The 21,777-nt window shown below is 58.6% G+C and carries 21 protein-coding genes and 1 pseudogene; 12 read left to right on the top strand and 10 right to left on the bottom strand.

Annotated elements, in window-relative coordinates; genetic code table 11:
- Positions 1-55 precede the first annotated feature (55 nt).
- Positions 56-1,456, bottom strand: coding sequence for an FG-GAP-like repeat-containing protein (locus VGM18_01125; protein ID HEY3971571.1), 1,401 nt, complete (start codon positions 1,454-1,456; stop codon positions 56-58).
- 239 nt (positions 1,457-1,695) lie between these two features.
- Complete coding sequence (locus tag VGM18_01120) at positions 1,696-3,060, bottom strand: Gfo/Idh/MocA family oxidoreductase (protein ID HEY3971570.1); 1,365 nt, start codon at positions 3,058-3,060, stop codon at positions 1,696-1,698.
- Between the two features lie 291 nt (positions 3,061-3,351).
- On the opposite strand from VGM18_01120, the gene VGM18_01115 reads away from it, so the two are divergent.
- The 6 genes from VGM18_01115 (at position 3,352) to VGM18_01090 (ending at position 10,770) form a co-directional block, all read left to right on the top strand.
- Positions 3,352-5,400: a TonB-dependent receptor gene (locus tag VGM18_01115; protein ID HEY3971569.1), complete on the top strand. Its 2,049-nt coding sequence runs from the start codon at positions 3,352-3,354 to the stop codon at positions 5,398-5,400.
- Between the two features lie 86 nt (positions 5,401-5,486).
- Positions 5,487-6,017 carry a YfiR family protein gene (locus VGM18_01110; GenBank protein HEY3971568.1) on the top strand — a complete coding sequence of 177 codons (531 nt, stop codon included), beginning with the start codon at positions 5,487-5,489 and terminating at the stop codon, positions 6,015-6,017.
- Between the two features lie 7 nt (positions 6,018-6,024).
- Positions 6,025-7,524 carry an ATP-binding protein gene (locus tag VGM18_01105; protein HEY3971567.1) on the top strand — a complete coding sequence of 500 codons (1,500 nt, stop codon included), beginning with the start codon at positions 6,025-6,027 and terminating at the stop codon, positions 7,522-7,524.
- 677 nt (positions 7,525-8,201) lie between these two features.
- Positions 8,202-8,627 (top strand): ribonuclease HI family protein, encoded by a 426-nt coding sequence (locus tag VGM18_01100; protein HEY3971566.1) that lies wholly within the window; start codon positions 8,202-8,204, stop codon positions 8,625-8,627.
- 253 nt (positions 8,628-8,880) lie between these two features.
- Positions 8,881-10,242 carry a GAF domain-containing protein gene (locus VGM18_01095; protein ID HEY3971565.1) on the top strand — a complete coding sequence of 454 codons (1,362 nt, stop codon included), beginning with the start codon at positions 8,881-8,883 and terminating at the stop codon, positions 10,240-10,242.
- Positions 10,243-10,506: 264 nt separating this feature from the next.
- Entirely contained in the window at positions 10,507-10,770 is a 264-nt protein-coding gene (locus VGM18_01090; protein HEY3971564.1) for a hypothetical protein, read from the top strand.
- A gap of 165 nt (positions 10,771-10,935) precedes the next feature.
- Here the strand turns inward: VGM18_01090 and VGM18_01085 are convergent, their stop codons facing one another.
- The gene (locus VGM18_01085) at positions 10,936-12,345 is read right to left on the bottom strand and encodes a cysteine desulfurase-like protein (protein HEY3971563.1); all 1,410 of its coding nucleotides are present in this window, start codon (positions 12,343-12,345) and stop codon (positions 10,936-10,938) included.
- Between the two features lie 20 nt (positions 12,346-12,365).
- Here VGM18_01085 and VGM18_01080 point away from each other — a divergent pair, with 20 nt between their 5' ends.
- On the top strand, positions 12,366-12,770 hold the full coding sequence (locus VGM18_01080; protein HEY3971562.1) for a hypothetical protein: 405 nt from the start codon (positions 12,366-12,368) through the stop codon (positions 12,768-12,770).
- A gap of 123 nt (positions 12,771-12,893) precedes the next feature.
- Here VGM18_01080 and VGM18_01075 read toward each other — a convergent pair whose 3' ends face one another.
- The 6 genes and pseudogenes from VGM18_01075 to VGM18_01050 form a co-directional block, all read right to left on the bottom strand.
- Positions 12,894-13,430, bottom strand: a complete 537-nt coding sequence (locus VGM18_01075; protein ID HEY3971561.1) for a hypothetical protein — start codon at positions 13,428-13,430, stop codon at positions 12,894-12,896.
- A 105-nt stretch (positions 13,431-13,535) separates the two neighbouring features.
- Positions 13,536-13,922 (bottom strand): annotated as a pseudogene (locus tag VGM18_01070) (hypothetical protein).
- 215 nt (positions 13,923-14,137) lie between these two features.
- Entirely contained in the window at positions 14,138-14,536 is a 399-nt protein-coding gene (locus VGM18_01065) for a PPOX class F420-dependent oxidoreductase (protein ID HEY3971560.1), read from the bottom strand.
- Between the two features lie 276 nt (positions 14,537-14,812).
- On the bottom strand, positions 14,813-15,652 hold the full coding sequence (locus tag VGM18_01060) for a purine-nucleoside phosphorylase (protein HEY3971559.1): 840 nt from the start codon (positions 15,650-15,652) through the stop codon (positions 14,813-14,815).
- A gap of 183 nt (positions 15,653-15,835) precedes the next feature.
- Positions 15,836-16,444 carry an ERCC4 domain-containing protein gene (locus VGM18_01055; GenBank protein HEY3971558.1) on the bottom strand — a complete coding sequence of 203 codons (609 nt, stop codon included), beginning with the start codon at positions 16,442-16,444 and terminating at the stop codon, positions 15,836-15,838.
- 95 nt (positions 16,445-16,539) lie between these two features.
- The gene (locus tag VGM18_01050) at positions 16,540-18,066 is read right to left on the bottom strand and encodes an adenosine deaminase (protein HEY3971557.1); all 1,527 of its coding nucleotides are present in this window, start codon (positions 18,064-18,066) and stop codon (positions 16,540-16,542) included.
- A 39-nt stretch (positions 18,067-18,105) separates the two neighbouring features.
- On the opposite strand from VGM18_01050, the gene VGM18_01045 reads away from it, so the two are divergent.
- From VGM18_01045 to VGM18_01035, 3 genes are all read left to right on the top strand, one after another.
- Positions 18,106-18,384, top strand: a complete 279-nt coding sequence (locus tag VGM18_01045) for a hypothetical protein (protein HEY3971556.1) — start codon at positions 18,106-18,108, stop codon at positions 18,382-18,384.
- Complete coding sequence (locus VGM18_01040) at positions 18,375-19,436, top strand: low specificity L-threonine aldolase (GenBank protein HEY3971555.1); 1,062 nt, start codon at positions 18,375-18,377, stop codon at positions 19,434-19,436. The genes VGM18_01045 and VGM18_01040 overlap by 10 nt, the downstream gene beginning before the upstream one ends.
- A gap of 102 nt (positions 19,437-19,538) precedes the next feature.
- Entirely contained in the window at positions 19,539-20,210 is a 672-nt protein-coding gene (locus VGM18_01035; protein ID HEY3971554.1) for a hypothetical protein, read from the top strand.
- An 11-nt stretch (positions 20,211-20,221) separates the two neighbouring features.
- Here VGM18_01035 and VGM18_01030 read toward each other — a convergent pair whose 3' ends face one another.
- Positions 20,222-20,386: a hypothetical protein gene (locus tag VGM18_01030; GenBank protein ID HEY3971553.1), complete on the bottom strand. Its 165-nt coding sequence runs from the start codon at positions 20,384-20,386 to the stop codon at positions 20,222-20,224.
- A gap of 136 nt (positions 20,387-20,522) precedes the next feature.
- On the opposite strand from VGM18_01030, the gene VGM18_01025 reads away from it, so the two are divergent.
- Both VGM18_01025 and VGM18_01020 read left to right on the top strand, forming a co-directional pair.
- A complete protein-coding gene (locus VGM18_01025; GenBank protein HEY3971552.1) occupies positions 20,523-20,798 on the top strand; it encodes a hypothetical protein in 276 nt (91 codons plus the stop codon).
- Positions 20,799-21,003: 205 nt separating this feature from the next.
- A complete protein-coding gene (locus VGM18_01020; GenBank protein ID HEY3971551.1) occupies positions 21,004-21,774 on the top strand; it encodes an electron transfer flavoprotein subunit beta/FixA family protein in 771 nt (256 codons plus the stop codon).
- Positions 21,775-21,777 lie beyond the last annotated feature (3 nt).

Below are 21,777 nucleotides of genomic sequence, written 5' to 3'. Positions count from 1 at the left end.
AGCGGGCGGAAGATAGAACTCTTTCGAGAATCGGCTGCAATGGGTAACTACGATGCTATTGGACTCGTTGCATCAGTGTCGCTGGTTCGTGTGGATTGAAGGCGATGTCTCCGGTATACGTCGCAGTTATGTTGTGACGGCCTTGTCTCAAGGACGATGTAGTAAATGCCGCAGTGCCACTGGCAAGCGGAACGTTTGCCAGAATAATTGCACCATCCTTAAAAACTACGGTGCCCGAAGGAGTCGAAGATTTAGTCACGCTGCCCTTAACAGTAGCTGTAAAGGTCACGGGTTGGCCCAGGCGGGAGGGGTTAGGCGAACTTGTGATCTGCACGTAAGTTCCGGCTGCATTGAGCAGAACACTGAAAGTGTCGTCCACATTGTTAACCACCACAAGGTCCGCAGAGCCGTCGTGGTTCAGGTCGACAGCCACGACGTCGGAAGCGCCGGCGCCGGTTGAGAGAAATATTGAACCAGGGAACGTGCCATCTCCTTGCCCGGTTAAGACGTCGACGTCATTGCCACTGTAATCTGACACGGCCAAGTCGGCCTTGCCATCAAGATTGAAATCGGAAACGACGATCGCGCCCGGATTGCCGCCTGCGTACCATTGGCCGATGTTCGTGAATGTGCCATTGCCATTACCCTGCAGAATGACGACGGTATTGAAGAGGTAATCTCCGATTGCCAGGTCAAGTTTCTTATCGCCGTTGAAGTCTCCAGCAGCGATCGCATAAGGCTCCTCCATGCCGGAATAGGCCAGCGGGGACTGGAACGTGCCATCTCCGTTTCCGAGCAGGATCGATACGCCGGTCGAGTTGTAGTAGGGGTAAGGCTGGGTGGAGGCGACGTCGAGGTTTCCATCACTGTTGAAGTCGCCGACCGCCACGCCGTCACCGTACACGCTTTCCAGTTGGCCATTCTGAAAATTCCCCTTTCCATCTCCCAGAAGTACTTGACTGCTGCCGTTGCCCCCGACAAACAAGTCCAAGTTGTGATCATGATTAAAGTCGCGGGCGACGGCCACAATCGAGGCGCCGCCGAGAGTGGTCTGGAAGTAGACCGGAGGGTTGAATGAGCCGTCGCCATTGCCTGAGAGGAAGGCGAGTCCGTTGCCAGAAGTGTCTCCGCCCACGACCGCGAGATCGAGTTTGCCATCGTGATTGAAGTCTCCGACAGCCACCGAGCCGGTAACGTAGAAAGTGAGGTTGTAGATCGTTGGGCCGCTAAAGGTCCCGTCGCCGTTACCAAGAAAAACCGCAACTTGGTTGTAGGTGCTGGAGATTGCGAGATCGGGATTGCCGTCGTGGTTGAAGTCGCCGACCGCCACGCGAACTGTGTGAGAGATGCCGCTGGTCGTAGTCGTCGCAGCCGCGAAGCGGATCGGGCGCGCCGAAGCTGTCGGGAGAGCGAGTAGAGATGCCAGGATTGCTATCGCGAGGGTCCGACAAAACATGGTGAAATCTCCCGGGACTTGAAAAATCCGAGGAATCTTACATGTAATTCGACACCCTGCATAGAGCGAAAAGAATTTCACACATTGCAGCCGACAAACGGTAGTCCACTTACGGCATGATGGATGGACAAACGCCTCCAATCGAAATCTTCGCGAAAACAGAAGCCCCACTTCTCGCGCAAAGAACGCGCGAGAAATGGGGCACCCGACTGCACTTGGGGGAAACTTGTCGCTAACGTTTATCCCTTCACGATTTTTTTCGTTTTCTCGTCCCAGACGGCAACGTCCTGGTTGAAGTAAGAGAAGTTTGCCAAGTGGCAGCCGATGGCGGCGTGGTTGCCGAAGACTTCGTTTTCGACGACGGGTTTGCGGGTGCGCACGGCATTGTAGAAGTTGGTCTGGTGATCGACGGTGTCGCTGTATCCGCGAGGCAGGGCGTAGGACTCGCCTTCCTCTTCGGTTTTCGATACCAGGGCGGGTGGCATGGGGTGGTCCAATTGCCACTGCTGGAGATATTGGTCGCGCAGCGCCTTTGGCCAACCGTAAATCGAATAGTCTTCAGGCCGGGGACGCGTGTCCTGCGGCTTGTAGCTTAGAGTCGCGTCTTTGATGATCATGGTGCCTTTGGTGCCGTAGAAGCCGATGAACTCTCCGCCGTCGTTGTTGAGGTTGCAGCGCAGGGTGACGCGGCAGTTGGGATACTCGTAGAGAGTTTCGATCAGGTCGGGGAATTCGCGGCCGTCTTTGAAATGGAACAGACCGCCGGAGGACATGGCGCGCTGCGCGGGCTGATTGATGCCGGTGATGAACTGGATGCCAGAGAGTAGGTGTACAAAAAGATCGCCGCCGAGGCCTTCGCCGTAATCCGTGAAGCAGCGCCAGCGGAAGAAGCGGACGGGATCGAAGGGGCGCTTGGGGGCATTGCCCAGGAAAGTGTTCCAGTCGATGGTCTTTTCGCTGGCGTCGGGGGGAACGGGATAAACCCAGGCGCCGCTGGGAGAGTTGCGGTCCCAATAGGCGTTGATGGAGAAGACTTCGCCGAGTTTGCCGGAGTCGTAAATTTCTTTGGCTTTGGCGTAGAGGATGGAACTGACGCGCTGGCTGCCGATGCACACCATGCGTTTATTTTTTTGCGCGGCTTCCATCATGGCGAATCCGTCTTCCACGGTGTGCGACATGGGCTTCTCGCAGTAAATGTCTTTGCCGGCGGCGCAGGCATCTTCGAAGATGTGGCGATGTTGGTGGTCCATGGTGGCGATGAGGACGGAGTCGACGTCCTTGCGGTCGAGGATGGAGCGATAGTCGCGGGTGGCGGGGACGCTGGGATTCTTGACGGATTCCTGCGCGGCGGTGTGGCGGCTGTCATAAAGATCGCAGACGGCGACGCACTGAATGCCGGGAACGCTGAGCGACGCTTCGAGATGCTCGCATCCGCGAATGCCGGTGCCGATGGATGCGAAGCGGATGGTATCGCTGGGAGCGACCGGACGGGGTGATGCGGAAAGCAGATGAGGCTGCAGGATATTTTTGGCTACAGTCGAGGCGGCGAGAGCGCCCGCTCCAAGGTTGATGAATTGACGGCGAGACAGGGGAAACTTAGCCATGAGATTTTCGCCTCACAAAATGTTGGTCGAATTTTGGTCCAATTTTGTTCAAGAGCATCCGTGACAGCGCTCGGCCGGCGCGGAGGGGTTCCGGGGAGGAATTATTGCACAAGAGCGGTGGAGTTAGGAAAACGATTTTCTAGGCATTAATTGCACGGGCGTACCCATAAGCAGAGCGGCAGTCCTGGCGCTTCAGTCGTTGAGAATGGGCAGCCAAGACCCGATTGAAGTCATTATGCTTCCCGGCCGATGACACAAGAACACTAAGACCTCAGTAATTAGACCCGGCTCATGAACGACGCACGCTACTGGACCGCAATCAGACTCTTCCTGGATATTTTGTCATGCCTATTATTGGGCGCAGGCTTGGCCGGCACGAGCTGGGCCGATGGCCCTGAAAGCGATCAAAACAGCAGCGTGACCCTTAAACATCTGAGCCTGGAGCAGCTCGGCGATGTGGAGGTGACGACCGCTTCCAAGGAGCCCGAGCAGGTTTGGCGAACTCCGGCTGCGGTCTACGTTCTTACCCAGGAGGACATTCGAAGGTCTGGGGCCACAAGCATTCCGGAGGTTCTTCGACTCGTGCCTGGCGTTGAAGTTGCCAGAGTCAATTCGAGCGTGTGGGCCGTAGGCATACGCGGATTCGGCAGCGGCTTCTCGAAATCGGTATTGGTATTGATCGATGGCCGCAGCGTCTACACTCCCCTGTTCGCCGGGGTCGAGTGGAATCTTCAAAACCTGCTCCTTGCCGACGTCGACCGCATCGAGGTGATTCGCGGGCCCGGAGGGACGATCTGGGGATCGAATGCGGTCAACGGCGTGATCAATATTATTACGAAGAGTGCCAAGGAAACTCATGGAGAGCTCGCCACCGCGGGCGCGGGAAATTCCGATCGAGGTGCAGGAGCAATCCGGTATGGCGGCGGCCATGGTGATGGGTTCGACTACCGCGCCTATGCCATAGGATTCGGGCGCTCACCTGGCTACCACGTGAACGGCGACAACTATGATGATTGGCAGTTAGGGCAAGCCGGTTTTCGGGCGGACTCGAGTCCAACCGCTCGTGACAGGCTCACCGTTCAGGGTGACCTTTACAAAGGCCATATCGGACAGCAGATCGGCATCGCTTATCTTTCGCCGCCGGCCCAGCTGAACGTCGATGGAACGCAATATGTGTCGGGGGGAAACCTCCTCGCGCGCTGGCGTCGCGAACTAAGCGGCGGCTCCGATTTTCAGGTTCAAGCCTATTATGACCGGACCTACAGGCTGGGGCCGCAACTGGGGGAGACTCGAAATACCTTTGACTTTGATGCAATTCACCATTTCGTCCTCCAGCGAAATGAGATTGTCTGGGGACTGGGAGCGCGCTGGAGTCCCAGCGACCTGATCCAAACGGTCGCGACCGTTAATTTCCTGCCCCATCACGAGGCCGACAATCTCTATAGTCTGTTTGCACAGGACCAGATCGCAATCGTTCAGAACAAACTCTGGTTAACGGTTGGGTCGAAGTTCGAACACAACATTTTCACCGGTTGGGAAAACCAACCGAGCGGGCGCGTTTTGTGGACGCCTACTCCTCATCAGACATTCTGGGGAGCCGTATCGCGCGCGGTGCGCACGCCTTCCCGCGTTGACGAGGATCTGCAACTGACGGGGTTTGTCAGCAATGCCCCGCCTGCTCCGCTTTACGTCTGCGTCTGCGACAACGGGAAGTTTGTTTCGGAAACGCTGTTGAGCTATGAAGCGGGGTATCGGAAGCTGGTGAATTCGCGGCTTTACCTGGTTGTGGCCGCCTTCCACAACAAGTATAACGACCTCGAAAGTTATGGAAACGCCACGGTTTCGATCGTGAGTTCGCCTCCACCCGGCTACACTCTGCTCTCGCTTCCATTCGCCAACGGCATCATGGGCTCTACGAATGGAGGAGAAATAGCGCCGGATTGGAAGGCGGCCCGGTGGATGGAATTGAAGGCGTCTTATTCCTACTTGAGCATGGATCTGCTGGATAAGCCAACCCACACGAAAACCAGTTATGTTTCGACCTACGAGGGGTCGAGCCCGCACCATGAAGCAACTGCCCAGGCAATTTTAACCTTGCCTAAACGATTCGAATTTGACCCGGCATACCGTTACGTGGCGGCCTTGCCGGCGCAAGGGGTCAAGAGCTACAGCACGGCGGACGCCTGGCTGGGGTGGAACCTCGCCTCGCGTTTGGAGCTATCGGTCACCGGTCAAAATCTGTTGCAGCCACATCATGCCGAGTTCGGTGGCGACCCCACGGGGTTGGTCGGCGTGAAAAGGAGCGTTTATGGACAGGTAACCTGGAGAGGCGCAGATTGAAATCCATGCGGCGACCACAATCCACTTCGATCCGCATCCCGAACTCACTGCGCCACAGCTTTTTAGCTCGATGCGGAATCTTGGCGATGGCATGGATACTCATCGCTCCTCAGCCACTGCTCGGACAACATGGGAAGCCCACCGAATATGAGGTGAAGGCTACTTATCTCTATAACTTTACGAGATTCGTGGAGTGGCCGGTTCAGGGCGCGCAAGGCGAGGGCGATTCCTTCGCTATTTGTGTGCTGGGGGACAATCCCTTCGGTCCGGCGCTCGAGGCTACGGTGGCACAGGAAACAATAGGCGGCAAGAACGCAGTGGCGAAACAAATTCACACAATGCAAGACGCGGCCGATTGCCGCGTCCTGTTCATTAGCACGTCGGAAGACAAACGATTGAAGCAAATTCTCATGAGCCTTGGAACGGCAAGCGTTTTGACGGTCAGCGATCTACCCAAGTTTACAGAACGCGGGGGCATGGTGCAGTTCGTTGTGGACGGCAACCGGGTACGGTTCGAAGTGAACTCCGCCAGCGCGGAGCGGGCTGGACTTACTCTAAGTTCCGAACTATTAAAAGTCGCGGTCAACGTAAGAACCAGCGTTCAACTCGGAGACTAGAAAGACAATGCTCAGCCTTCGAGACTGCTCGATCCCTAAGAAGCTGACCTGGATCAACATGGTGGTCAGCGGCACCGCATTGCTGTTGGCGGGGGCCGGGCTGTTCGCCTACGACCTTTACAGCTTTCGGGCGGGGACGGTGCGCGACCTCGGGATTCAGGCGCAGATCATCGGGTCGAACTCGATCTCGGCTGTCATGTTCGACGATCCCCACTCCGCCGAGACAACATTGTCCGCCTTGCGAGCCGCGCCTCATGTGATGTCGGCCGAAATCTATACGCTGGACGGCTCCGAATTCGCCGGCTATCGGCGAGATCGCGGGCAGGCGCCTTCGCTTCAGCCCACAATTCCAAACGGTCAAACTCAAGCCTCTCGGATCCAGAATGGTCAGGTCGCGTTAGTCCGATTGATTATGTTTCACGGAAAGCCGGTCGCGACGGTGTACCTGCGATCGGATTTAGAAGCGATCAACGCCCGCGAGAGGGGCTCCGCGCTGATTGTCGCGACGGTGTTTCTGATGGCGCTGCTGGCGGCGATGTGGATGTCAGCTTCGGCACGGCGGTCCATTGCCGATCCTATCGTGCGGCTGGCGGAGACTGCCCAAATTGTTCTAAGCGAGAAGAATTATTCGGTCCGTGCGCCCGCGAATGGCGAGCGCAACGAGATTGGGGTTCTGATCTCTACGTTCAATGAAATGCTGGCGCAGATTCAAGAGCGGGATGCAGCGATAGGAGAAGCCCATGATCGTTTGGAGCAACAGGTGCAAGAACGCACGGCGCAGCTTCATGCGGCGAACGGCGATCTTGAGGCCTTTTCTTATTCCGTTTCACACGATTTGCGAGCTCCTTTGCGTCACATCAGCGGTTTTTCCCAGATCCTGAGCGAAGAATATGGTTCGAAGATGGAGCCTGAGGCGCAACAGTATTTGAATCGAATCCAGAGCGGGGTAAAGAGTATGGGCCGGCTCATCGAAGACTTGCTGAAAATGGCCCAGATCGGGCGCGAGCATCTGGTACGAGTGAATACCGATCTGAACTCACTGCTGAGAGACGTCCTTTCGGATCTCCAGTCCGAGTGTGGAAGCCGTCAGATCGATTGGCAGATTGGAGATCTATCCCCGGTGGAGTGCGACCCCGGCTTGATGAAACAGGTCTTCACCAACCTGCTTTCGAACGCCGTCAAATATAGCCGGCGGCGCGAGATTGCGGTGATCGAGGTTGGGCAGATCCAGGAGAAGGGCGTATCTGTGATCTTTGTGCGGGATAATGGCGCGGGCTTCGACGAACGGTATGCTAACAAATTGTTCGGCGTCTTCCAGCGGCTACACAAGGCTGAGGACTTCGAGGGGACGGGCGTTGGACTATCGACGGTTCGCCGCATCGTCAGAAAGCATGGAGGAGAGGTCTGGGCGAAAAGTGAAGTCGGCAAAGGAGCGACTTTCTTTTTTGCGTTGGTTGCACGCCCAGGTCTTATCGAAGTGGGAAAGGCTGCGGTGACGGGAAGGTGAGCAGCGCTCACGACGGAAGGGTGCCGCCGCAACGTTGCAGATGCGGATAACAACACGCTGAAAGCGCCATTGATCGGAAGATGCCGATTGTGGAGAACAGCCAGGGAAAAATTGAAAGGGCCGTGACATTGGTTATGCTCTAGCTGCTTGCTCCTGCGAGGGAGCCAACAGCGTGGAAGCATGTACCGTCACGACCCCTTGATGCGATCACTGCTTTCGCAGTCCCAAACCCCAACTGACCCTCGCAGAGCAGTCGGTTTTTTCAGGTCTGGTCGCCCTTGCAGGTCGCCCCGCCGGGCCGATCACTCAGTCTACTTTGGACTGTCGCTTGTTACGGCGCCAACCCTTTCGACCGTCGACGCAAGCAACATTAACAGAGAATTAAAAAACGTCAACGCAAACTATTGGTGCAATAGCTCCAAGCAAAGCTGTGCATAACCAGAAATGCAAATGATTGCAGATTGGGAGCTTATCCACAGACCGAGTAAATTGGTCCGGTTTTTGCACATAAACTTGCACACTGCTGGGGCACAGGGCAAAACGATGAAAGAGAATCAAAAAATCGTCTTGACGGTATGGCGGGATGAGCGCATCTTCAATCTTGAGTATTGCAGAGAGCGGTCGTCAGACGATCGGCGCCAAATCGGAAGTCGCAAAAATCGAAGTCGCGCATCGTGATGTCAGAACTGGTGGCTTACGTGGACGGCGGGTGCCTGGGAAATCCGGGGCCATCGGGCATTGGAGTGGTGATTCAGGGCTGCGCCAGCGGCCCGGTACGCATCGCCAAGTGGATTGGCCATCAAGATAACAATGTTGCCGAGTATGCGGCGCTTATGGAAGCGCTGCAATACGCGATCTCGCGCAAGGCGCAAAAGCTGCATGTATATTCCGACTCGGAAGTCGTGGTGAGGCAGATGACGGGGGAGTATATCTGCCGCAGTCCGCGACTTTACTCTTTGCATTGGACCTGCCGGAAGCTGGCGCGCTCGCTGGCGTTTTCCATTTCGCATGTTCCACGGGAGAGTAATGCCGAGGCGAACGGGCTGGCGCAGGCGGCGCTGCGGCGGATGAGGCAGCAGGCGGCACTCAGCATTGTCACGTAGGCCCGGACGCATTCGTCCGAGCCGAGCACTTCGGCCCCTTAGCGTGCGCGGACGAATGCGTCCGCCGCTACGTGAGCGGTGGCGGGCAAAGCGCGATTCCTGAAACTTTTGGGCTAATCCTTTCGCGTAGCGAAATTCTTGACACCTTTCCTGTTGCGAGCGAGACTTCAATCATCCGCGTCCTTAACGACTTAGGTGAATCGCTGAGGGCTTCGGTCCGGGATTGCCCGGCTTAAGGACGGCGACAGTCGCTATGGAACCGCACGCCAACTCCTCTCAAAATGGCTCTTCGCTCGCGCAGGGCGCGCATCCTCTCATGGGACCGGGCTTACATCCCGCTGCGACCAGTTTTGCCGGCGAGATTACCGGGTCGCTGGCTGAAATGGCACAGCGCGACCTGGATGCTGCGTTGCAGTTGCTGGCGAACCGAGCGCAGTACATTACCGGAGCGAGCGGAGTTGCGATTGCCCTGCGGCGCGAGGGCAAGGACGAAATGCTGTGCCGCGCCACCACAGGATCGAACGCGCCGGAGTTGGGCGCGCTGTTCTCCACTGAGTTCGGGTTGTCGGGGGAGAGCGTGCGTACGCGCCAGGCATTGCGCTGTGACGATGCCGAGCGCGACGCGCGAGTGAACCGCGAAGTGTGCCGCCAGATGGGGATCGCCTCCGTAGTGGTAATGCCTGTGGTCAACGACGATGGGGTGTTGGGGATCTTCGAACTTTTTTCGGGGAAGGCGAATGCCTTTGGCGCGCGCGACGTGTCGGCGGTGCAGCGGCTGAGCGAGATGGTGGAAACCGCGGTGCGACTGGCGCAGGCTGCGCGGACGCTACCGGAGATGCTGAAGAAGGATGAGATTTCGGCGCAGGAATTGGAAACAGGCGAGGTTTTACTCGACGTAGAAGAGCCATCAATCACACTGGTTCCCAGCCCTTCGACAAGCCCAGCGGAGGCTCCTTCGCAAAGTGCGCGAAGGGATGGGGCAGCCGTTGTCGAGGAGGCGCCTGCGTCTCGGAAGAACGAGGCGAAGAAGAAGTTATTCTGGTCGGCGGCATTGCATCCGGCGAGCGAGGTGGAAACGGCGGAAGATGTGGATCAGAGCCACGTTCCACCGGGGTTGATGAGTCTGCGCAAGTGTGAGGCGTGTGGATTTCCAGTATCGGCGGGGCGGACGCTTTGTGTGGAGTGCGAAGAGAAAAAGTGGCGGGGCCAGCTGGGCGTGCCCAAGGCGGGCGCGGGAGGGGTGACGGCTGCGGCGAGCTCCGTGGTTCCGGCTACGATGGCGCCGAAAGCGGAGATGCGGGCATTCGCGGCAGCTCAATCGGCGGGAAGTGGCGTATCCATGCCATCGATTGAGCGGGCGTCCTCGATGATTAGGGTTTCGGGCGGTTCGGTTCCGGCGACGACGGTAAGGGAATTCAAAGCGACAGAAGCGCCGACGGGGATTTCGAGCGCGGCGTTTGACGGGATGGAACCGGCCGCGGCGAAAGGCTCGCCGGAGTTCGTATTGAGCGCGGGACTGGAGCCCGCGCAGTCGTGGTTCGCGACACACAAGTACATAGTGGGCGTTCTGCTGGTGGTGGGCGCGGTTGTCGCCGCGATCTTCTTAGTACGTTAGATCTTAGTACGTTAGATCGTTAGTAGGTTAGATCGCGTTAGACCCAATTCTTTACACTTAACGGGTTATACGGATAGCGGGTTATCCCGTGCTGCGGAAGCGCGACCATCTTTCGCGGCCCCGATTGGCGCCTTCATTAGGGTCGCAGCGCACTGAAATCCTTGACAACACAGGCAACTCTGCTAGAGTGCGGAGAACGGGTTTGCAACCCAATCCAAATTTCGACCAACAAAATTCTGACCAACACGGGCAGGTGCTATGGCGATGAAAAACGTTTATGAAGTCTTGCGGCAAAAGGAGATGGAGTTGACTCGCCTGGAGAAGGAAGTGGAGGCCCTGCGGTTGGTGGCGCCCCTGCTTTCCGAGGAAAAAGAGATGGCGTCCGAAATGGGAAAGCCGGCCTTGGCGACCGCGGTCAATGGACCACAGCCCACGGCGCGGCTAACGATCCCGTCGTCGCCGTCGATTCCTCCGCCGCAGCCTGTGCGGGCTGCGGGTTGGGAAGACACCGCCAAGCGCTGGCCGTAACCGCGGGTCTTTGAAGTCCCCACCCTTCGACAGGCTCAGGGCAAGCTTTCTCGCCAAGAACGCGAGAAATGGGGCACCCAGTGACATTTCGCGTCGGTTGCAAAACAACAGCCCGGGATTCGCGTCCCGGGCTGATCTGCGTGTCGGATATTAGATTAAATCTTCTTACGCGCCGACAATCTCGTGCAGCGCGGCGAGGAGGCGATCGATCTCGTCGGCTGTGTTGTAGTGGACTAAGCCGATGCGCAGGAAGCCACCGGATTTTTCTACGTCGAGGTGCTCGGTCAGGTTCAGGGCGTAGTAATTGCCGTCCCAGGTAAAGATGCCGCGGTCGCCGAGTTTGGTGGCGAGTTCGAGCGGCGTGTGGTCTTCAATTCTTATCGCGAATGTGGCGCAGCGCTCGTGGAAGCGGGCGGGGTCGGTGATACCGTAGATCTTTACGCTAGGAATTTTCTTGAGGCCGGCCATCATCTGTTCCGTTAGAGCACGCTCGTGCTCGTGAATGGCGGCGTAGGCGGCTTCGATGGCGGCGCGGCGGGGCGTCGTCTCAGGTCGAGAGTCGGAATTCCCACCCTTCGAAAGGCGCGAAGGGTGGGGCACCCTCTGTTCAGAAGATCGGCCGAGATCGGCCAGATATTCCACGCAGGCGGCGATGCCGGCGATGCATTCATGATTGAGCGTGCCCCACTCCCAGCAGTTTGGAATGGCGTTCGTGTTGGGACGCAGTTTGTAAGGGCGCAGGCGCTTGAGGTGTTCGCGCTTGCCGTAGAGCACGGCCATATGCGGGCCGAAGAATTTGTAGGTCGAACACGCCAGAAAATCGCAATCGAGCGCGGCCACATCGATGAGTCCGTGCGGGCCGTAGTGGACGGCGTCGATATAGGCGAGCGCTCCGGCGGCGTGCGCGAGGCGAACGATCTCCTTCACTGGATTGATGGTGCCGACGGCGTTAGAGGCGTAGCCGGCTGCGACCAGCTTCGTGTTCTTGTTTATTTTCGACGCCAGGTCGGACATGTTCAGCGTGCAGTCGGCGTCGTTGATCTCGGCCCAGCGGACGATGACGCCCCGACCTTCATTTTGAAGATCCTCGGCCATTTGCAGCCACGGGGAAGCGTTGGCGTCGTGGTCGAGGCGGGTGATGACGATCTCGTCGCCGGGTTTGAGTTCGCGGGCGATTGCGCGAGAGATGACGTAGGTGAGCGTGGTCATGTTGGGGCCGAAGACGACTTCGTCGGCGGCGCAGTGGAGGAAGTCGGCCATGGCGGAGCGGGCTTCGGCGATCATGGCGTCGGTGCGGCGGCTGGTGGCGTAGGCTCCTCCGGTGTTGGCGTTGTCGCGGCGCAGGTAATTCGAGATGGCGTCGATCACGCGCTGCGGAACCTGCGTCCCGCCGGGGCCGTCTAGGAAGACGGCGGGGTGTCCGTTGACGGCCTGGGCGAGCGCGGGGAATTGCGCGCGGATGTAGGCGAGGTCGAGGGTGCGGGAGATGACGTGTTCGGTGGTGGGCATAATCGTCGGTTTATTTTTATCATGATTGCGGACGTCGTTGTCGAGCCAGCTAATGCGTGGCATCATGTTGCTGCTCGGGCCGCTCAATGAAAAAACCTCTGGTAGTGATCTTCGTTGTCGTTTTATTGGCTCTGGTTTCGGGGAGAATTCTTGTTTTGCGGTATGAAGCACGGCGTGCGGCGGCGGCGCGAATTGAGGCTGAACGGGACGCTCGGTATCAGGCCAAGCTCGCGGAGTTTCAGCGCGACCTGCCGCGTGGGAGCCGACGAGCCGAGGTGGGAAAGTATCTGGGCACTCGGGGAACGCCTTACTCTGATCAGATGTGGAATCCGCGGGTTAAGATCGACGAGTATCCCGGAGATGGCTTGGCTTGCGATCGCTGGTCTGTGTACGTCGAGTTTCGATTCAATCACACGAACCGTCAGGTCGATCCATCGCCCTACGATACTTTGAGCGACGTGTCTATCCAAAGCATTGGCCATTGCTTGTGAAGGATCGTCGCGGCCAGAGCGGCAGTGGCCGGCGCCGCGCAGGGGCTAAAGCCCGCGTGATTCGTGGCGCTTAACGGCACGGCTGAAGCCGTGCCCTTCCACAAACCTAACAGCAAACATACATTACTCCACCGCACGCACAAAATCCGCGAGCATGCCGTACGCGGTCGCATGCAGGCCAGGGTCTTGCTCGGTAATCGAGAGCACGGGGAAAACGTCTGTATTGAAACAAATGTATGAGGAGGTTCCAGAGATTCCTCCCATTGGCGTGCTAACCAGCATTTTTTTGAGGGCGACGCTCGCTACTACTTTGTCGCCTTCCCGCTTGGCGCGGCAGACTAGTTTGAAGGGCCAGCCGTCGCGGCGGGCGTTGCGGGCGGCTTGCATGGTGATGTCGCGGATGCCTTCGCGGGCGATTTCGTCGAGGCGAATCGGCGTGTCATTTTCGTTCGAACACATCAATACGTTCACGAGCGCGGCGGTTTTTACGGCGGCGTCCCAGCCGTCGATGTCGTGAGTGGCGTCGGTTTCGGCGATGCCGAGGGCTTGCGCTTTTTTCACGGCGTCGTCGAAGGCGAGGCCATTTTCCATTTCGCTGAGGATTACGTTGGTCGTCGAATTGAGAATTCCGTGGAAGCCTTTCAGGTGAATCGTGGGCATCTGATCGAAGAGAGAAAAAATCGGCACGCCGTCCATGACCGTGGATTCGAAGAGGAATTTCTTTTCGCGCGCCAGGGCCAGGTCGCGGAGTTCGCGGTAGGCGTGGACGATGGGGCCTTTGTTGGCGGTGATAGCGTGGGCTCCGTGTTCGAGCGCCGCGCGGATGTGCTCGATGGCGGGCTGGCCGGTTTCGACGTTGAGAGATGTGGCTTCGAAGAGGACGTCGGCGCGGGCGGCGGCGAGCCAGGCTTTCGTTTGATCGTAGGCGGTTGCGGCCCTCAGGGGCTGAAGCCCGCTTTTTGCCGGGGCGTTATCGGCACGACTGAAGTCGCGCCCTTCCCGTTCGTTCTTCGGATTGAGAGCGACGGAAGCGTCCAGGCCGTCTGCGTCAGCGATCCAGCCCAGGCGGCGGGAGGCGATTCCGGTGATGCTGTACGCAATGCCGTGGCGGTCGCGAAGTTCCTGGGCGCGGTCTTCGAGGAGGCGGACCAGCGTCCGGTTGACGTTGCCGAAGCCGAGGAAGCACAGGTTGTAAGTACGGATGGCGATCCTCGTTCGGGGGCTAAAGCCCGATTCTTTTTTCTCGCGCTGGACGCGGCGCTGAAGCGCCGCTCTTCCACGGTGCGTCTAGCCGAAGTGCTGCTTTCCAGGGGTGGGGGGCGTGACGCCCCGCGACGGCCGGCGGGACGCCGGCGCTACGAAAACGCCTATCCCATCACCGTGGTGTGTTCGGGCTTGATCTTGTAGATGACGCGGACTTCGCTGGGCTGGGCGTAGGGATACTTGTCGACGCCGAGATATTTTTTGGCCAGCTTGTTGATGCTTTCGTCGGCGCCTTCTTCGGTGATTTCGACGACGCGGCCGCGAATTTCGAGATAGCGGTAGGGATTTTCGGGATCGATAATTGCGAGCGATACGCGGGGATCGCGGCGGACGTTCTTATCTTTTTGACGTCCGCGGGCGGAGTTGAAGATGACGTGCTCGCCGTCGAAGTCGCACCAGACCGGCGTAACTTGCGGACTGCCGTCGGGCATTAAAGTCCCCAGGCTGGCGAACGCCCGCTTCTGAAAAAGATCTTTGTACTTTTCGGGGATGGCTTGCGGCATGAGTGCCTCCGTGAAATGGATTGCAGCAGCATTATAGAACGCGGGCATGGTTCGCGCGGCGGTGATTCGCGAGGGCACTTGGGTTTGCGGTGAGTCAGAATAATTTCGTCGCGGTTCGTGGGTGAAGCCGCCGGCGGCTGGTTGATTCGGAGGATGGGACGGTGATTTTCCTCCGGCGGCCGTCTTGCGGACTTCACTCGGCTTCGCCCCTTCGACTTCGCTCAGGGCAAGCTATCGCGGGACGGACGAATGCGTCCGTCGCCACGTGGGGCCGATTTACTCTCCTATGTCTTGCGCTATGCGGGGGAGGACGGCGTGCAGTAGGGACTCGAATGTGGTTTTTACGCGCTCTCCGGTTTCCATGACTTCGGCATGGGATAGCGGCTGGTCTAAAATTCCTGCAGCCATATTTGTTACGCAGGAAATTGCGAGGACTTTCATTCCCATGTGACGGGCGGCAATAACTTCGGCGACCGTCGACATGCCCACCAGGTCAGCGCCGATGCGGCGCAGATATTCTATTTCCGCCGGAGTCTCATAGCTGGGCCCGAGCAGCGCGGCATACACGCCTTCATTTTGCGGGATGCCGAGTTTTGCGGCTTCTTCGCGCGCGATCTGACGATATTCGGGGGCGTAGGCATGCGTCATGTCGGGGAATCGCAGACCGAAGCGGTCGTCGTTCGCGCCGACCAGCGGGTTCGATCCTTGCAGGTTGATGTGGTCGCGCAGCACGACCAGCGCCCCTTGCGAGTAGCTGAGGTTGATGCCTCCGGCGGCGTTGGTGAGGATGACGGCGCGAATGCCCATTCGTCCGAAGACGCGGATGGGGAAGGTTACTTCCTGCGGGGAATATCCTTCGTAGAGATGCACGCGGCCCTGCATGGCGGCGACTGGGACGGTACCGGCGTGGCCGATCACCATTTGTCCGGCGTGGCCGATGGCGGTGGAGCGCGGGAATGAGGGGATGTCGGCGTAGGGGACGCGGGTCGAGTTGGTGAGGGAATCGGCGAAGCTGCCGAGGCCGGAGCCGAGGACTAGGGCGATCTGCGGGCGCAGAGGGGTGCGGGTGAGGATGAGTTGCGCGGCGGTGTCGGCTTGGGTGAATTGCTGTGACATGATTATGTCGTGCCTTCGTGTTCGTGGGCGCGCTTGGAGAAATATCTCAGCGGCTAAAGCCGGAATTATTTTTTTGGGCACGAGCGCGGCCTGAAGCCGCGCGCTTTCAATGCAAACCATCGCGCGCTTGGCGCGGGCCCCGGACGAATGCGTCCGGGGCCACGCGATCCTAGCCACGCGATCTTACAGATCTCCGTCGGCTAACTGGCGGCCGTGGCCGTTGCGGTCCAGCCAATCATACAGAAATGTTTGGTAGAGGTAGGAGGCGACGACTTCTTCTCCGAGTTCGTGCGAGTCGGTGCAGATGAACGGCAGGCGGAGGCCGGCGAGCGTGGCGATGAGCGATTGCGTGATGCGGTTGGGATTGGCGGCGCGGTAGGGATATTCGGATTTTACTTCCGTCAGCGACGCGGTCACGACGAGCAGGCTGTGCGGCGCGTCAGCCATGTGGCGCAGACGTTTGATAAACACGGAGCGATTTGTGGTGAAAGAACAGATCAGATCGGCCAGGTCTTTGCGCTCGACGATGCAGCTGTCCTCCATACCCTCGACTGAATAGTCGCCGAGGCGCAGGGCGCGGTGCTCGATGCGGGTGAACCATCCTTTGAAGCGGCGGAAGGAGAGCGGGTTCTGCTCGCGAGTGTCGACGATGGCCACGGGCAAGGGCGTGCGCAACTGCGTGCCTCCGCGCTCAGCGAGGACGGGCAGCGGTGGAGGGGGAACTGGCACGGTCTTGATCCAAGTGCTGCTCCAGGCGAGAGGCGACGAGACTAGGGTGCGTTTGCGAGGCATGAGAGCAGCTTATCGCAGAGCGTAATCGTGCGGTAGCGGACTTAGGCCCTCAATCCGCGAGATGTCGGGGTGATTCTCTAAGAAATATTTCCCGCTCAAAACCTCTTTTCAAACTCGGCGAAGGCAGCTTCCAGCTTCCATTGTTCGCGGGCGCGTTCGTTAACTTCCAGAAACTTTGCGCAGGCTGCGGAGGGCTTTGCAGTGGCGGCGGAATCTCCTGCGCAGGCTGCTACCGAACGGAACGCGTCTTTTGTCGACGCCCACAGGCTCTCTCCCGGCAGGAAGCTATGCTCTACACTTTGGCGCGTCATGCGTTTTAGTTCTGTGTAGGGAAGGTGAAAATCTTGTACGGCGCGCAGGTATTCGTGGGTCATGTCAGATCTGGCTACGCCTTCGTCGTCTGACGAGATCGCTACCGGGACGCCGTACTTCATATAGATCGGCAGGGGATGGTCGTCGCCGCTGACGCCCAGAATCTGGTCGTTGGAGGTGAGGTTGATTTCGACCAGCACGTTCTTCGCCGCCATTTCTTTCAGCAGGGCGATGGGATCTTTTTCGAGCATCACGCTGACGCCGTGGCCGATGCGCTCGGCGTGTCCGCGCTCGACCGAGGCGCGAATATGGAAGGAGAGATCCTCGGGCTTCACGAGGCCGGCGGCAATTTCTCCGGCGTGCAGGCTGATGTGAACTTTAGGATGAACCCCGGGGGAATAAACGCCGTGCAGGTAATCGAGCATCGCCATGTGCTCGTTGAAATCGTGAATGGGCACGTACCAGTCTTCAGGCATGACCAGGTTGAGGCCGACGAAGCGCGGATCAGAGGAGGCGAGTTCGAAGCCCAGCACCATCTCCGCGAATACGCATTCGTGCGGCAGGCCGCGCAACACTTGATAAAGGTACCGAACCGTGACGGTGCATCCGGGTTCGGCGTCGGGCGTGCCGCATTTCAGTTCGGCGCGGGCGCGGGCGTCATCGTCAGCGAGGGTCTTGCTGGTCGCGGCAACGATTTCTTTCAGGCCATTGGCGAGCAGATTGTCGCGCATCTTGGCATAGTCGGGGTCATACCCTAACTTCGTGCCGAGATTGGCCGAGGCGCGGCCGTCGGCGGTGTGCATGAATTCGATGTATTGGACGTGTTCGCGGGCAGCGCGATTGATGACCGTGGCGACGGCTTCGGCGACGTGGCCGTGCGAGGCGAGTCCGAACTTGTCGAAGGCGGCGAAGAAGTGGTCGTGGCCGGATTCGTCGCCGGGACGCCAGTTGCGCATCGACCAGGCGTCGACGATCTGGCCGTAAAGAATGTGGTCGTCATAGGCACAGCTAATTGCGGGCTTCGGCGTGTAGTGCTCGCAGGAATCGCAGGGCGCTCCCAGCAGCCGCGAAGTGGTGCGGTCGACGCAGAAATTATCGGAGGCGGCCCAGTCGAGCATATCTTCGGCGTAGATGGCGCCGTCGAGGTGGTTGTGCAGGTCTCCGCCCTTGGGCACGTCGTGCAGGAAGGCGAGAAGCAGGGAAGGCTGATGGCGGATGGAGTCGAGATAGCGCGCGGTTTTCTGCTCGGCGGTTTGGGCCGCGGCGAGGGCAGAGAGGAAAAGGACGATCACGCAGGACTTCAGGGTCACGAACTGGCCTCCGGAAATCAGGAAGGGAATTGTAATTCGGTGGCCGCGATTGTGTCGCTGACAAAATCCGGTAATGGCGCGGCTGCGGCAGCGAACCATCGTGATGTCATCCTGAGCTCGGTGAAACCGAGCGAAGGACCTTACGATACGACGCAACAGGCATTGCAGTGGATGGGAGCGGTACGGTCTGTAAGAAACGTGGGCATTCCTGTCAACTGCATCGTGGCTTCGGGCGAACGTAGGGCCCTTCACCCCGGCTTCGCCTGGGTTCAGGATGACATGGAGCAGTTCTGCTACATTGTCTTGCTATGCCGCTAGCGCCAAAAACGCCGACTCGCAATTTTGCCAGCGATAACAATGCCGGAGTGCATCCTGAGGTGCTGGAGGCGATCACGCGGGCCAATCAAGGTCACGTCGTCGCTTACGGTGACGACGACTACACGCGCTCGGCGCTGGCGAAATTTGAGGAACACTTTGGCGTCGGGATCGACGTCTTTTTCACCTTCAACGGAACCGGGGCGAATGTGCTGTCGCTAGAGTCGCTCACCCGGCCGTATCATGCGGTGCTGTGCAGCGAGTACGCGCACATTTATACGGACGAATGCGGCGCGCCGGAAAAACATACGGGATGCAAGCTGATCCCGTTGCCGCATCAGGATGGCAAGATCACGCTCGACGCTGTGCGCCACGCCTATCACGGCATCGGCGACCAGCACCATGTGCAGGCGCGGGTTATCTCGATCACGCAATCTACTGAGATGGGGACGGTTTACCAGCCGGAAGAGATTCAGGCGCTGGCTCAGTTCGCGCATGAGCACGAAATGTTTTTGCACGTGGATGGCGCGCGCATTGCCAACGCCGCTGCCAGTCTCGGGCAGACCTTGCGGCAGGCGACGCGCGACCTGGGCGTGGACGTGCTGTCGTTCGGGGGCACCAAGAATGGGATCATGGGCGGGGAGGCGGTTGTGTTTTTCAATCGCGAGCCCGCGCACAAGCTGAGCGCAGATTTTCTCTATCTGCGCAAGCAAGGGATGCAACTGGCGTCGAAGATGCGCTTCATCGCGGCGCAATTCGAGGCTCTGCTGACGAACGATTTGTGGCGGCGCAGCGCGGAACATGCCAACCGCATGGCGCGCGTGCTCGAAGCCGAGATCGCGAAAATTCCGCAGGTTCGCGTCGTGTGGAAAGTGGAAGCCAACGGAGTGTTCGCGCAGGTTCCCGGGCACGCCATCGCCAAGATTAAGGAGCGCTACTTCTTTTATCCGTGGATTGAAGAGGAGAATATCGTGCGCTGGATGTGCTCGTTCGACACGACGGAAGAAGATGTGCAGGAGTTCGCGAAGGTGGTGGCGGAGGCGGTCAAGGGCTGACGCGAGGGCCGTTTGAGCTATTGCTTTTTGCCTGGCCTTTGACTAAATTGGCCCATCCCCCGCTGCGCGCGTATTGCTTCGATCGCCCGCTCAGGAGCTGGTATGAACCGGAAGTGGCTTGGCAAGTGGATCGGTGTTATTGGCCTGATGGGCGTGAGCACGTGGCTGCTCAGCCTGAATAGTTGTGCGCGGAATCAGCAATTGGTGGGCATTACGGTTTCACCCTCGACGTTTACGTTTCTGACTCCCGATCCGACGCTACAGGCCGGTTTCTCCGCCGTCGGCACTTACATTCATCCGGCGGAAAACAAAGACATCACCTCCATCGTCACCTGGGGGAACGACATTCCGCAACTGATTACTCTGAATGGAGGCGCGGTGTCTCCAACGGGCCTAGGCTGTGGCGTGGCCAATATTTCTGCCAGCTACGACAAAGGAACTGGGCCGAGCGGCAATCTGGTGAGCGGCACGGCGACGGTGACGGTGAATAACCCGCTGATCTCCTACTGTCCGGGCGGGACGACGTCGCCGATTCTGGCGGTGGTGATTCAGCCCAACACCGCCACGGGCGATTCGATAACCAGTTCTCCAGCCGGTATCAACTGCCCGGCTACGACTTGCGGAGCGCCGTTTCCGACCGGTTCAGTCGTGAGCCTGACCGCCTCGCCGGCTGCGAATTTTGTATCCTGGGGAGCGCCATGTGCAGGGTCAACTTCGACGACGTGCGACGTGGTGCTGTCCGCGAGTACGACAGTTACGGCGACCTTCCAGTAAAGGGTCTCCGATCATTCCGGCTCCAGCAGTTTGCCTAGCGTAGGCTTGTGTTTTTCCGGCTTCTTTTTTTTCTCGATGACGATCTGTCCGGCGGGAGGCGCGCCGACGCGGTCGCGGGCTAATTCCTTGACCGCGGTGACCGCTCGAAAGCGTTTGGCTTTCTTTTTTCTCGCCATGATGGTTCGCTAGGCTCCAGGACTTCTTTCACGAGTGTAACCTGAGCGCGGTATCGGCGCAGTTTACGAATCGTGCGACCCGGTAAATATGCAATAATTCTCCTAGGCGGGTATCGAAAACGAACCCAGCCACATTATGGAAGAGCGCGATTTTTTCGACGAGAAGCAGGAAAAGAAGATGGCTTCGCTGAATTGTCCTCACTGCCACCAGGCGGCGGAGTACGAAGTCACGTGGGTGGTCCGCACCAAGAAGCGCCAGCTTTCCGGGCGGGCCGACGAGCGCGACCGCGCGCGCTTTGCCAAGGCGCGATCCTACATGCTGCGCAAGGACGACCTGATGGCCTGCAAGAACATGCGCTGCCGCAAGCGCTTTGAGATTTCGGGCGTGCAGTCGGTCGTGTTCACGGAGTAGCGGATCGACTTTTGACCGATATGGATTCTCTCCAGCAAACCGACGTCGTCGTTTAAGTGGCGCGGGAGATCCTTCGCTTCGCCTGAAAAACAGCTCCGCTAAGGATGACCGCTCAATCCGGCCAAGTTTCCTTCTTCGCTCCCCACTCATTTATACTGACAGGTTTTGCTGTGGCTGGCTGAGCCATGAGTAAGGAGCTATTCGCTTGAAAATCCTGGTGTGCATGAAGCAGGTGCCGCAGAAAGATGCCCCGCTCAAGCTGAACGAAAGCGGCGCGTGGATCCGCGAAGATGTGTCCTATGAAGTCAACGAGCCCGACGCTTACGCTTTGGAAGAGGCACTGCGCCAGCGCGAGAAACACAAGGGCGAAGTGGTCGTGATTACCAGCGGCCCGGCGCGCGCGCAGCAAGTTTTACGCGAGGCGCTGGCCAAGGGCGCGGACCGCGCTATTCATCTGGAAGACGACAAGTTCGTTGGGCTCGATGCGTTCAACACAGCGAAGGCCTTCGCGGCGGCGATCAAAGACGAGCAATTCGATCTCATCTTCACCGGATTGCAATCCGACGATTACGGTTATGCGCAGACCGGCGTAATTCTGGCCGAGTTGCTGGGGCTGCCGCATGCGACCATCATTATGCAGATCGAGAAGACCGACGGCGGAATTCGGGTGAAGCGTGAACTGGAAGCAGGGTACTTTCAGTTTGTCGACATGCCTACGCCGGCGGTGCTGACCATTCAGTCGGGCATCAACAAGCTGCGCTACGCCACGCTGATCGGCATCAAGCAGGCGAAGAACAAGCCGCTGCGGAAAGTGGCGCTGGCGGAAGTGCAGTCGGCGATCGGCGAGAATCTCCAGAAGATCGAGCGCCTGTACGTTCCGCAGAAGACGAAAAAGACGGAGCATATCGAAGGCGGAGCGGGAGAGATTGCGAAGAAGCTGGTAGATAAACTGCGAAACGAATTGCGGGTTTTGTAGTGG

The organism is Candidatus Sulfotelmatobacter sp. (assembly GCA_036500765.1).
In the GTDB taxonomy this organism is placed as follows: Bacteria; Acidobacteriota; Terriglobia; order Terriglobales; family Acidobacteriaceae; genus Sulfotelmatobacter.
This window is presented reverse-complemented; position numbering and strand designations above follow the sequence as displayed.